This window comes from Mesorhizobium sp. WSM4976 (assembly GCF_029625685.1).
Classification (GTDB): Bacteria; Pseudomonadota; Alphaproteobacteria; order Rhizobiales; family Rhizobiaceae; genus Mesorhizobium.
The window spans coordinates 91388-103914 of the sequence record NZ_JARTVT010000024.1 but is presented as its reverse complement, the minus strand read 5'-3'; the positions used below and the strand labels follow the sequence as shown (position 1 = coordinate 103914).

10 protein-coding genes are annotated in these 12527 nt (G+C 64.6%); all 10 read left to right on the top strand.

All coding sequences use genetic code 11. From position 1 onward, the window contains the following. Positions 1-31 precede the first annotated feature (31 nt). On the top strand, positions 32-1687 hold the full coding sequence (locus P9272_RS26375) for an FAD-binding dehydrogenase (protein ID WP_278162798.1): 1656 nt from the start codon (positions 32-34) through the stop codon (positions 1685-1687). Between the two features lie 142 nt (positions 1688-1829). After that, a complete protein-coding gene (locus P9272_RS26370; protein ID WP_278162797.1) occupies positions 1830-2795 on the top strand; it encodes a 2-dehydropantoate 2-reductase N-terminal domain-containing protein in 966 nt (321 codons plus the stop codon). 96 nt (positions 2796-2891) lie between these two features. After that, the gene (locus tag P9272_RS26365; protein ID WP_278162795.1) at positions 2892-3212 is read left to right on the top strand and encodes a hypothetical protein; all 321 of its coding nucleotides are present in this window, start codon (positions 2892-2894) and stop codon (positions 3210-3212) included. A 46-nt stretch (positions 3213-3258) separates the two neighbouring features. Beyond that, complete coding sequence (locus tag P9272_RS26360) at positions 3259-4146, top strand: RNA polymerase sigma factor (RefSeq protein ID WP_128258603.1); 888 nt, start codon at positions 3259-3261, stop codon at positions 4144-4146. 226 nt (positions 4147-4372) lie between these two features. Further along, positions 4373-8443 (top strand): Pls/PosA family non-ribosomal peptide synthetase, encoded by a 4071-nt coding sequence (locus tag P9272_RS26355; RefSeq protein ID WP_128258604.1) that lies wholly within the window; start codon positions 4373-4375, stop codon positions 8441-8443. Continuing rightward, positions 8440-8910 carry a GNAT family N-acetyltransferase gene (locus tag P9272_RS26350; RefSeq protein WP_278162794.1) on the top strand — a complete coding sequence of 157 codons (471 nt, stop codon included), beginning with the start codon at positions 8440-8442 and terminating at the stop codon, positions 8908-8910. Before P9272_RS26355 ends, P9272_RS26350 begins: the two co-directional genes overlap by 4 nt. A 4-nt stretch (positions 8911-8914) precedes the next feature. Next, positions 8915-9574, top strand: a complete 660-nt coding sequence (locus P9272_RS26345; protein ID WP_278162793.1) for a 4'-phosphopantetheinyl transferase superfamily protein — start codon at positions 8915-8917, stop codon at positions 9572-9574. Between the two features lie 204 nt (positions 9575-9778). Next, positions 9779-10090 carry a helix-turn-helix transcriptional regulator gene (locus tag P9272_RS26340; RefSeq protein WP_128258605.1) on the top strand — a complete coding sequence of 104 codons (312 nt, stop codon included), beginning with the start codon at positions 9779-9781 and terminating at the stop codon, positions 10088-10090. Beyond that, complete coding sequence (hyfB, locus tag P9272_RS26335; protein ID WP_278162792.1) at positions 10087-12102, top strand: hydrogenase 4 subunit B; 2016 nt, start codon at positions 10087-10089, stop codon at positions 12100-12102. The genes P9272_RS26340 and hyfB overlap by 4 nt, the downstream gene beginning before the upstream one ends. Next, positions 12093-12527: NADH-quinone oxidoreductase subunit H (locus tag P9272_RS26330; RefSeq protein ID WP_278162791.1), on the top strand; the 435-nt coding region annotated here is incomplete at its 3' end. The genes hyfB and P9272_RS26330, both read left to right, overlap by 10 nt.

Genomic DNA, 12527 nt, shown 5'->3' with positions numbered 1-12527 from the left:
GCAGGTTTGCCGGCTCATCCCGGGAGGAAAAATGGCTGACGCGGACGTGATCATTGTCGGCGCGGGGCTGGCGGGTCTCGTCGCCGCGGCCGAGCTGGCGGAGGCCGGCAAGAAAATCGTCATCGTCGATCAGGAGCCGGAGCAGTCGCTGGGCGGCCAGGCCTTCTGGTCCTTCGGCGGGCTATTCCTGGTCGATTCGCCGGAGCAGCGGCGCATGCGCATCCGCGATTCGCACGACCTCGCGCTCGAGGACTGGATGGGCACCGCCGCCTTCGACCGTCCGGAGGATTTCTGGCCGCGCAAATGGGCTGAAGCCTATGTCGGCTTCGCCGCCGGCGAGAAGCGTTCCTGGCTTATCGAGCGCGGGCTGAAATTCTTCCCCGTGGTCGGCTGGGCCGAGCGGGGTGGCGGCAATGCCGTAGGCCACGGCAATTCGGTGCCGCGCTTCCACATCACCTGGGGCACCGGGCCCGGCGTGCTCGAGCCGTTCGTGCTGCGCGTGCGCGAGGCGGAGAAGCGCGGGCTCGTGCAGTTCAAGTTCCGCCACCGGGTCAACGAGATCATCCGCACCGGCGATACCGTCACCGGCGTGCGCGGCGACGTGCTGGAGGCGAGCAGCGTCGAACGCGGCCGCAAGAGCTCGCGCATGGTGGCCGGCGAGTTCGAGCTTGGCGCGCAAGCGGTGATCGTCGCTTCCGGCGGCATCGGCGGCAATCACGGGCTGGTGCGCAAGAATTGGCCTGAGCGCCTGGGCGCGCCTCCCAATCGGATGATCACCGGCGTGCCCGACCATGTCGACGGGCGCATGCTGGCGATCACCGAGGTTGCCGGGGGCAGGGTCATCAACCGCGACCGCATGTGGCACTATGTCGAGGGCATCAGGAACTGGGCGCCGATCTGGTCCGAGCACGCGATTCGCATACTGCCCGGCCCCTCCTCGCTGTGGCTCGACGCGCGCGGCAACCGATTGCCGGTGCCGCTCTATCCGGGCTTCGACACTTTGGCCACGCTCAGCCACATCATGAGCACCGGTTTCGACTATTCCTGGTTCATCCTGACCAAGAAGATCATCCAGAAAGAATTTGCGCTGTCGGGCTCGGAGCAGAACCCGGACCTCACCGGCAAAAGCTGGCGGCAGGTGCTGGGCCGCGCGACATCAAGCATTCCCGGTCCTGTGAAAGCCTTCATGGAAAAAGGCGAAGACTTCATCGTCGAGACCGATCTTTCGAAGCTGGTGGCGGGCATGAACGCGCTGGCCGGCGGCGAGCCACTGCTGGACCTCGCCCAGGTCGAGCGCGAGATCCGCGCCCGCGACAGGCAGCTCGACAACCCGTTCTCCAAGGACGCGCAGATCACGGCGCTGCGCGGCGCCCGCGCCTATCTTGGTGACAAGCTGATCCGCACGGCAAAACCCCACAAGATGCTCGATCCGGCAAACGGTCCGCTGATTGCGGTGCGCCTCAATATCCTGACCCGCAAGACGCTGGGCGGGCTTGAGACCGACCTCGACAGCCGCGTTCTCGATGCCGCCGGACAGCCGGTTCCGGGGCTCTACGCGGTCGGCGAGGTAGCCGGCTTCGGCGGCGGCGGCGTGCATGGCTATGCGGCGCTGGAAGGCACCTTCCTCGGCGGATGCATCTTTTCGGGGCGCAGCGCCGGACGGGCGGCCGCGGCCACGATTGCGTGAACGGAGGACATAGGGCGCTTCATCGTTTCACGGAAACAGCGAAGGGCCCTATGTTTTGTTTGACGCAATTCCACACGGAAAACAGCTCCCATTTTTTCCGGCATTGCTCTCGTGAACGAACTCCAATCGCTATGAGAACGACATGCGCATCATCGTCTATGGAATCGGCGCGATCGGCGGCGCCATCGCGGCCCAGCTGAGTTTCTCCGGACATGACGTGGTCGGCATCGCCCGCGGCAGGCAGCTCGATGCCATCCGCGCGTCTGGGCTGTCGCTTTCCACACCGCAAGGCACCAGGACCGCGCATTTTCCCGTCCATGCCGACCCGGCGGAGATTTCGTTCAGGCCGGACGATGCCGTGCTGCTGACGATGAAAACGCCCGATACGCTGGGCGCGCTGCAGCGGCTCAACGCGATAGGCGTTTCCGCCCAGCCGATATTCTGCTTCCAGAACGGCGTCGCCAACGAGCCGCTCGCCCTGCGTTTCTTCGCCAATGTCTATGGCGCGACGGTGATGCTGCCGGCCGATTACGACACGCCGGGCGAGGTCGCGGCTTATTTCACGCCAAAGATCGGCGCTTTCGATATCGGCCGCTATCCATCCGGAACCGACGACGCGGTCAAGAAACTGCGCGGGATACTCCGTGCGTCCGGCTTCATCGTCGACCCCAGGGACAATGTGATGAGCAGCAAATACCGCAAGCTGCTGTCCAATCTTCGCAACATTATCGATGCGGCGCTGGCGGACACCGAGCTTCAGCGGAAATGGTATGCCAGGGCGCTCGCCGAGGCGGAAGCGGTGCTGACCGCGGCCGGAATCGCGTGGGACAAGACCGACGCGATGCCCCGCGAGGAACTGACCATAACCACCATTCCCGGCCGAACGCGCGTCGGGTCGTCGACGCTGCAGAGCATCGTGCGCGGGACAGGCTCCCTCGAAACCGACTTCCTCAATGGCGAGATCGTGCTGCTCGGGCGGCTGCACGGCATGGTGACGCCAGTCAACGCAGCCTTGTGCAGACTGTCGATCGAACTGGCCAGCGGCCGGATGCCGCCGCAATCTGCCGGCGACGACACGATTGCCTCCATGATCGGCGGAGCCGGCTGATCGCACGAGACAAATCGAAAGATAGCAACCCGCCCGGGAATCCTTTCGAGCTCATGGAACGTCTTCCTCATGCAGACCCGCAAACAGGAGACGACCATGACCTACAATCTGATCCGCTACGGCGTGAAGGACGCCAGCATCGCCGAGAACCGGGCGCTGGTGGAACAAGTGTTCGAGGCGCTGGACGAGGGGCAGCCGCGATCGGTGCGCTATCTGGTGCTCGAACTGGAGAACGGCGAGTTCGTCCACCTCGTCGGTTACGACAAGGACAGCTCGGCGCTGACCGAACTCGACGCGTTCAAGGCGTTCGGCGCCGATCACGCCACTCGGCGTTCGACGCCGTTTGCCAGATCGCCGGCGAAGATCGTCGGCAACTATCGTATGCTGGCGAAAGCCGATGAGGCTGTGCCGGCCTGACCGGGGCGACATGGCTCACGAACCGGCGAACCAGAGAAAGAGGCCGATGAGCGCAGCGAAATTCGACCGCGCGGAACTTGAAGCCATGCTCATCGGCCTGCGCCCGAAACTGCACCGCTATGCCGCGCGCATGGCGGGCTCGGTGATCGAGGGCGAGGACATCGTGCAGGAGACGGTGGTGAAGGCGCTTGCCGCCCATGATGGCGGTGCTCTCGTCGAGCGCCTCGAGCAGTGGCTGTTCCGAATCGCCCACAACGCGGCGCAGGATCATCTGCGCCGCCGCCAGCGGGAGCGCTCGCGCATGACCGAAGCCGATATGATCGGAATTGAAGATGTCTCTGCCGACGCGGAGGTTCGGCTCGCGGCGGCGGCAAGCCTGCGCAGTTTCATGCAGCTTACGCCGGCGCAGCGCAGTGCCGTGATCCTCGTAGACGTGCTTGGTCTCACCTTGCATGAGACCCGCGAGTTGACGGGCGCGACACTTGCCGCCACGAAGGCGGCACTGCATCGCGGCCGGGCGGAATTGAAGGCGCTGGCTTCGGCGCCAGCCGACGTCGCAATGCCAAAACTGGAACCGGAAGAAGAGCGCCGGCTGCGCCGCTATGTCGACCTGTTCAACGCGCGTGATTTCGACGGGGTCAGGGCGCTGATCGCCGAGGACGTCCAGGTCGACGTCGTCAACCGCACCCGCCTCAACGGCAAGAAGGAAGCCTCGACCTATTTCGGCAATTACGACCGCCTCGGCGATTGGGCGTTGTCGCTCGGCTTCGTCGAGGCCCGGCCGGCGATCCTCATCCGCAACCCGCAGGCGGACAATGCGTTGCGTGGTTTCATGCTCCTGAACTGGCGCAACGACCTCGTCGTGAGCCTCCGCGATTTCCGTTACGCACCCTACTGCCTCGAGAATGCCGATATCCGCGCCGTCGCTGTTTGACGCCGCATGAGGCATGGCCTATCAAATCATCGTGAAGTGACGCGACCGTCACGGATCGGCCATCAGAGCAGCAGCATAGGCCGGCTTGAAGTCGGCCAGCACCCGGTCCGATACGCTGCGGTACGACCATTCCACCGGCCGCGAAGAAGGCATCCCTGGTAAGACTTCGCTAGTTTTTGTCTTTTCACCAATCTGTATTGCGGGCGGATAGCCCGCGAGGTTCCCAATGTCTCTCAATGAAGCCACCAAGCCCGGCAAGCAGAATTCTCGGCAGGTTAAAGCAACGACCGTAGCACCGTCGCGCGATCAGATCCTTATCGGGCCAGATTTCATCCAGAAAGGCGAGCCGCATGAGCGGCTGGACCGCTTCTTCGGCGACTTGGCGAGCCGCTTCGACGCGGCGCCCGCGGTCATCTCCGGCGGTCGACCCTGGTCGTATCGCGAGCTGAACAGCCGCGCCAACCAGTTCGCGCATCTGTTGATCGAGCGCGGTGTCAAGCCAGGCGACAGGGTTGGTCTTTTGCTCGACCGCTCCGCCGAAACCTACATCGCGGTGCTTGCGGTGATGAAGGCCGGGGCGGCATTCGTGCCCTTGGCCACTGCGTTTCCCGAAGACCGCATGGTGATGATCATCGAGGACGCCAACGTCACGATGGTGATCAGCGTTTCCGGTTATGCCGCGCGCGTGGCGCGCCTGCCCGTTCCGCATATCTCGATCGATTCGGCGGAGTCCGAAATTGCGCTCCAGCCGGAAACGGAACCCTTGCCGGACGGCGGCCAGGATCAGACCTGCTACATCCTCTACACGTCGGGGACCACGGGCAAGCCCAAGGGCGTGGTCATCACCCATCAGAGCTTCTGTAATTTCATCCGCGTCGCCGCCGCGTCCTACGGCTACCAGCCCGGCGACCGCGTGTACCAGGGCATGACCATCGCCTTCGACTTCTCTTCGGAGGAGATCTGGGTGCCGTTCGCCGCCGGAGCCACCGTCGTGCCGGCGCCCGGCCAGCAGCCGTTGGTGGGCGAGGAGCTGGCCAGTTTCCTTCGCGAGCACAACATCACCTGCATGGCCTGCAGCCCGACGCTGCTGTCGTCGATCGAGAGCGACGCGCCGAGCCTGCGCGCGATCCTTGTCGGCGGCGAGGCCTGCTCTCACAAGCTCGTGGTGCGGTGGGCGAAGCCCGGCCGCCAGATCCTGAACACCTACGGCCCGACGGAGGCGACCGTCACCGCCACCATGGCCTTGCTGACACCGGACGAACCGGTGACGATCGGCAGGCCGCTGCCTACTTATTCGATCGCAGTCCTCGACCCGAAAAAGCCAGAGGTGCTGAGCGGCGACGCGTTGGGCGAAATCTGCATCGGTGGCATGGGCGTTGCGGTCGGTTATCTCAACCGGCCGGAGCTGACCGACGAGAAATTCATCCATGATTTCATCGGCCTGCCGAACAACCCCAGCGGCCGCATCTATCGTACGGGAGACCTTGGCCGGATCAACGACAGGGGCGAGATCGAATACCACGGACGCATCGACACGCAGGTCAAGATTCGCGGCTACCGGATTGAGCTGGGCGAGATCGAGGCCGTGCTGCTGGACCAGCCAGGCATCGCGCAGGCGGCGGTCACGACCTGGGAAATAGAACCCGAGCGCACGGAGTTGGTCGGCTATTACGCTCCTAAAAGCGGCGGTGACGGTGTGGATCGCACCACTCTCGTGCAGGAGCTGAAGCGACGGCTGCCCGATTACATGGTTCCGGCCTATCTCGAGCAGTTGGCCGCGATCCCGATGACCGTTTCCAACAAGGTCGACCTAAGGAAGTTACCAAAGCCGACGAGCGCGCGTGTCGCCGCCGGTCATGCGATGATCGACCCGCGCAACGAGGACGAGAAGTTCCTCGTGGAGACGCTGGCGGACGTGCTGAAATTCGAGGATATCTCCATCGAAGACCACTTCTTCGACGACCTCGGCGCGAACTCGCTGTTGATGGCGCGGTTCTGCGCGCGCATCCGCTCGCGCAAGGCCTGGTCGACGACCTCGATGCGCGACATCTACCTGCACCCGACGATAGCGAAGCTTGCCGAACATCTGCGGGAACCTCAGATGGCCGCAGTTGCCGCGCGCGAGCCCATGCTGACGCACAGGGCCTCCAATCTTGCCATCTGGGCAACGGGATTCGGCCAGCTGCTGTTTTACGCGGTCTACAGCTATGTGGCTTTGTGGGCGATCAATGACGGCCTCAATTGGGTCTATGAGGCCCTGGACGACCCGCTGTCTCTTTATCTGCGTTGCGTTCTTCTGTCCGCCGGCGTGTTCTTTGGATTGAGCGGCTTCGCCGTCGCCGCCAAATGGCTGCTGGTCGGCCGCTGGAAGGCCGAAACCTTTCCGATCTGGGGTTGGCGTTACTATCGATTCTGGATCGTCAAGACTCTGGTCCGCAGCGCTCCGGTCGTGCTGTTCCGCGGCAGTCCGCTCTATAGCCTCTATCTGCGCCTGCTCGGCGCGCGGCTCGGCGGCCGCGCCGTCGTCGAGTGCCGGGCCGTTCCGGTCTGCACCGACCTGATCACCATCGGCGACAACTCGATCCTGCGCAAGGACTCCACTATCCTCGGTTTTCGGGCGCAGGCCGGCTACATCCATACCGGACCGGTCAGTATCGGCAACAACGCCTTTGTCGGCGTCGGGTCGACACTCGACATCGATACACGCATGGGCGATGGCGCCCAGCTCGGTCACGCTTCGTCGCTGCATCGCGGGCAGATCGTTCCGGCCGGAGAGCACTGGCACGGCTCGCCAGCGATCCCCACCAAGGCGGACTACTGCAAAGTGCCCAACGTCCCGTTGTCGCGGGTGCGCCGCGCCATCTACGAGGCGATCCAGCTCTTCATCCTTTTTGCCATCATCACACCGTTCCCGCTTCTGTTCCACAGCTACTGGGAAAATGTCGGCGACGACTATGATGAGACCCTCGGCATCGTGGCAATCGGCACCACGGTCACGGTGGCGGGCTTCGTCATCGGCGGGGTGCTGCTGGCGGCCATCGTGCCGCGGCTGTTCAACCTCGTGCTAAAGCCCGGCCGGAACTATTCGCTCTACGGCTTCCACTACTGGCTGCAAACGATGCTGGAACTGGTCAGCAATGTGCGGCTGCTGAACGTGCTGTTCGGCGACAGTTCCGCCGTCGTCTATTATCTACGCGCCATCGGCTGGAAGCTGAACGAGGTGGATCAGACCGGGTCGAATTTCGGCACCAACCAGCGGCATGAAAATCCGCAGCTGAGCGAGATCGGTTCGCATACAATGGTGTCGGACGGTCTGTTCATGGTGAACATGCAGAAGTCGGCCAACTCCTTCCGGCTCGAGCATACCCGGGTTGGCGAACGCAACTTCTTCGGCAACAACATCATCTATTCACCGGATTCCCGCGTCGGCGACAATTGCCTGCTCGGGACCAAGGTCCACGTGCCGGTGGACGGCCCCATTCGCGAGAATGTCGGGCTTCTGGGCTCGCCGCCGTTCGAAATTCCGCGCATGGTCAATCGCGACAAGGAGCTTCTTGGGTTGATCTCGGACAAGGAGCGCAGTCGCCGCCTGCCCCTGAAGAACCTGCACAATCTCGTCACCGCGCTGATGTTCGTGGCCGCGCAGTGGCTGATCCTGTTCCTGACGCTGGCAATCTGGGACCGCGCGCTTAACTACTATACCGAGTGGGGGCAGACCGCACTGTTCGTGGCAGTGATGCTGACCACGGCGATCGGCATCCCGTTCTACATCTTCCTCGAACGAGCCAGCCTCGGCTTCCGCCGCTTGAAGCCCAGGATGGCGACAATCTACGACCCGGTTTTCTGGCGGCACGAACGTCACTGGAAGCTGTCGGACTCGCCGATCATGAGCCTGTTCACCGGCACCCCGTTCCGGCCGCTGATCCTGCGCATGCTGGGTGTGAAGGTGGGGCTGCGCCTCTATGACGGCGGCTGCATCATCACCGAGCGCTCGCTGGTGGAGATCGGCGACGACGTGACGCTCAACGAAGGCTGCGTGATCCAGCCGCACTCGCTGGAGGAAGGCGCGTTCAAGTCCGACTACATCCGCATCGGCAATGGCTGCACCCTGGCGCCGTCCGCCTTCGTTCATTACGCGGTGGTGATGGGCGAGGGGTCCGTGGCCGACGTCGACTGCTTCGTCATGAAGGGCGAGGTGCTGGAGCCGAACACGGTTTGGCGCGGCAACCCGGCGAAGCTCTACGGCGTGGTGACGCCGATCGACGCCCGTGCGATGGAAGTCGGGCACGCCCCGTGACGCGCAGCGGCAGCACCAGCGACCGCCCGATTGCCCTGGAGCCTGTCGGCAAGGACAACTGGGCGGCGATACTGGCGCTCGAACTGTTACCGGAACAGCAGGAGTACGTTGCCTCCAACGCCGAATCGCTGGCGGAGGCCGAGCAGGATGACGAGGCGATCGCCCGCGCCGTGGTCTCCGCCGGGCGCGTGGTCGGATTCCTCATGTACAGTGCGCCAAAGGACGATGACGAAGCGATCATCTATCGCTTCATGATCGACCGCCGGGAGCAAGGCAAAGGCTTCGGCCGCGCCGCTGTTGCCAAGGCGCTGGAAGAGATCGCGAAGCGCGGCCACGTCCGCCGCGTTTTGATCTGTTATGAACAGGAGAACGAGGCGGCGCGCCGGCTTTACGCCGGCTTCGGTTTCGTCGAGCAAGGACCGGACGAGGACGACGAGATGATCGCCGTGCTCGAACTGGGCGGATAGAGCGTTGAACACCCGGCCGCAAGGGATGTCGGCGAGCATCCAACATACCGTCGAGCAGGCATTGGCCGGCCTCGCGCCGCCCGGCCTGAGCGGCGGCTGCCGGCATATCCTCGCCGGCGACGAACAATACATCCTGCCTGCGGAAAGCGCTTCCATGGCGACGCGTGCACCCGGGGCGCGCGCCGCCACGGGGGCAGGCCGCCACATCGCGCATGAATTGCTGAGGCGTCGAGGATGCGTGAACCGCGCGATATTGCGCGGCCAACTGGGAAACCCAATCTGGCCGGCCGGCCTTGTCGGCTCGATCGCGCATGACGACACGATGGCCGTGGCAGTCATCGCGCGATCCGACGCGCTGCGAAGCGTCGGCGTCGACATCGAGCCCGCCTTGCCATTGCCCGACGATCTCCGGGCCGTGGTTGCCGCATCGGAGGATCGTCTGGGTGATCTCGATCCAAATCTGGGCGGCCGTATCCTGTTCGCGGTCAAGGAGGCGGCCTACAAGGCATCGTTCCCGCTCGACGGTCGCGTGTTGGGTTTTGAGGACATCGCGGTCGATTTCGAAAAGGGTGAAGCAGTCACTTCGTGGGGCCGTCGTCTGGCCGTCCGTTTTGCCACCTCCCCGTGCATCCTGGCCCTGGCTTATGCGGCCGTGGAGCGCTGAGGAGCCCTTCCGCTTCGCGGCACTCTAAACACCGGCTGGACAGGTGGGGTGCGGTATCTGGCCAGGGGGTTCTGCGCACCCTCGCTCCACACTGTCGCGGCATCAACATAGATGTTCTACACATCAATCCTTGACGATAGAACATTTTAATGTAGGCTGTAGCACCGAGACCTGATACCTCAGACCTGAACGAGAGAGTGCTCGGTGATAACCGCACCGCAATTGCGCGCAGCCAGATCGCTGCTCGGGATCGATCAGCGCCGGCTTGCCGAATTGTCCGGCCTGTCGGTGCCGACGATCCAGCGCATGGAAGCCAGCGGCTCGATCATAAGGGGCAATGTCGATTCGCTGATGAAGCTGATCGCGGCGCTCGAGATCTCCGGCATCGAGCTGATCGGGGAAGGAGCGACCAGCCAGGGCGGCGGGCGCGGCGTGCGGCTGAAGGCTGGCTTCGATCTCGCCAAGGCGTCTGAACCCGATGGCGGCGAGGTCGAAACCGGCGGGAGCCAGCCGTGAATTCGACCGTCCCCCTTCTGTTGTGCGGTCCTGCCGCGTTCTTGGCGACAGCCATAATGGCTGCGGCCGCCAGCCGGCTCGCCGCCGCGACTCGACTGGTCTATGGCGCGACGCTTGTGATTTCAGCCGTACTGCTCGCGACTGCTGCCGGCCATCTCGCCGGCAACCCCGGCGAGGCCTCCGCCACCTTGCCGCTCGGCCTGCCCTGGACAGGCGCCCGGTTCCGGCTCGACGGCCTGTCGGCGTTCTTTCTTGTCGTCGTCAATCTGGGCGGCACGATCACCAGCCTCTACGGTCTCGGTTATGGCCGGCATGAATCCCAGCCGCATCGGGTTCTGCCATTCTATCCCGCCTTCCTCGCCGGCATGAACCTCGTGGTGCTGGCCAACGACGCCTTCAGCTTCCTGTTGTCCTGGGAGTTCATGTCGCTCGCCTCCTGGGCGCTGGTCATGGCGCATCACCGCGATGAGACCAACCGGCGCGCCGGCTACATCTACCTGGTGATGGCAAGCTTCGGCACGATGGCGCTGCTGCTTGCCTTCGGCCTGCTGGCCGGGCCGGCGGGAACCTATGCGTTCGACGCGATGCGGACGGCGCATCCCGGCCCGTTCGCCGCCGGCGCGGTGCTGGTTCTCATGCTGCTCGGCGCCGGCTCCAAGGCTGGCCTCGTGCCGCTGCATGCCTGGCTGCCGCTTGCCCATCCGGCGGCACCCAGCCATGTCTCGGCGCTGATGAGCGGCATCATGACGAAGGTGGCCCTCTATGGCTTCGTCCGCGTGGTGTTCGACCTGCTTGGCGAGCCGGGATGGTGGTCGGGCGTGGCGGTGCTTCTCATCGGCGGCGTGACGGCGGCGCTGGGCATCCTGCACGCGCTGATGGAAAAGGACCTCAAACGGCTGCTTGCCTATTCGACCATCGAGAATATCGGCGTCATCTTCGCAAGCCTGGGCCTTGCGCTGGCCTTCAAGGCGAACGGCATGCCGTCGGCCGCCGCGCTGGCCTTCACCGCGGCGCTCTTCCACGTGCTCAACCATTCCTTCTTCAAGAGCCTGCTGTTCTTCGGCGCCGGCGCCGTGCTGACGGCAACCGGCGAGCGCGACATGGAAAAGCTCGGCGGCCTCATCCATCGCCTGCCGGTGACCAGCTTCGTCTTCCTCATCGGCTGCGTCTCGATCTCGGCGCTGCCGCCCTTCAACGGCTTTGCCTCCGAATGGCTGGTCTTCCAGGCCATATTGCGCAGCCCAGAGCTGCCGCAATGGGGACTGAAGGTCATGGTGCCCGCGGTCGGCGGCATGCTGGCGCTCTCGGCCGCACTGGCCGCGGCCTGCTTCGTCAAGGCATTCGGCATCACCTTCCTTGGCCGGGCACGGTCGGTGGCGGTGGAACGCGCACACGAAGTCGATCGCTGGTCGCTGGCCGCGATGGCCGTGCTTGGCGCCTTCTGCCTGCTCGCCGGCATCCTGCCAGGCTTCGTCATCGACAGCCTGTCGACGGTGACGCTTCCACTCGTCGGCGAGCGCATGCCGGTGCAGATGGCGCAGCCCTGGCTGTCGATCGTGCCGATCGCCGAAAGCCGCAGCTCCTATAACGGCCTGCTGGTCTTCGTCTTCATCACCATCTCGGCGTCGCTCGCGGCCTTCTTCATTCACCGCTTCGCCTCGCACGCGCTGCGCCGGGGCATTGCTTGGGGGTGCGGCTTCACGGACGCGGTGCCAGCCGCGCAATACACGGCCGTCAGCTTCGCGCAGCCTATTCGCCGCGTCTTCGGCGGCTTCGCGTTCCGCTCGCGCGAGACAGTGAAGATGCCGGCGCCAGGCGCCCTCGAGCCGGCGCGACTCAAGGTGGAGATGCACGATGTGTCCTGGGAGGTCTTCTACCAGCCGATCACCGGCGCGATCGGTTTCGCCACCGAGCGGCTGAACCAGCTGCAGTTCCTGACCATCCGCCGCTACCTGACGCTGGTCTTCCTCTACCTCATCATCCTGCTTCTGGTGCTCGCTCTATGGCCATGATCTCGCAGCTGGCCGTGCAGGGCGCGCAGATGCTTTCGGTGCTTTTGCTGGCGCCGCTGCTGATTGGCTTCGTGCGCAAGGTGAAGGCAAGGCTGGTCAGGCGGCAGGGACCCTCGCTGATCCAGCCCTATCGCGACCTCGTCAGGCTGATGCGCAAGGAGGTCGTGCTGGCGGACAATGCGTCCTGGCTGTTCCGCGTAACGCCCTATCTGATCTTCGCCGCCACCTGGGTTGCGGCGGCGCTCGTTCCGACCTTCGCCACCGGCCTCGAATTCAGCTGGACCGCGGACCTCATCGTCATCGTGGGGGGGGGGGGGGGCGCCCCCCGGGGGGGGGCCGGGGGCGGGGGGGGTGTTGGGGCCAACGAAGGGGGGCGCCCCGCCCCCCCCCCGGGGGGGATATGGTGGCGGGGGGCCACCCCGCAA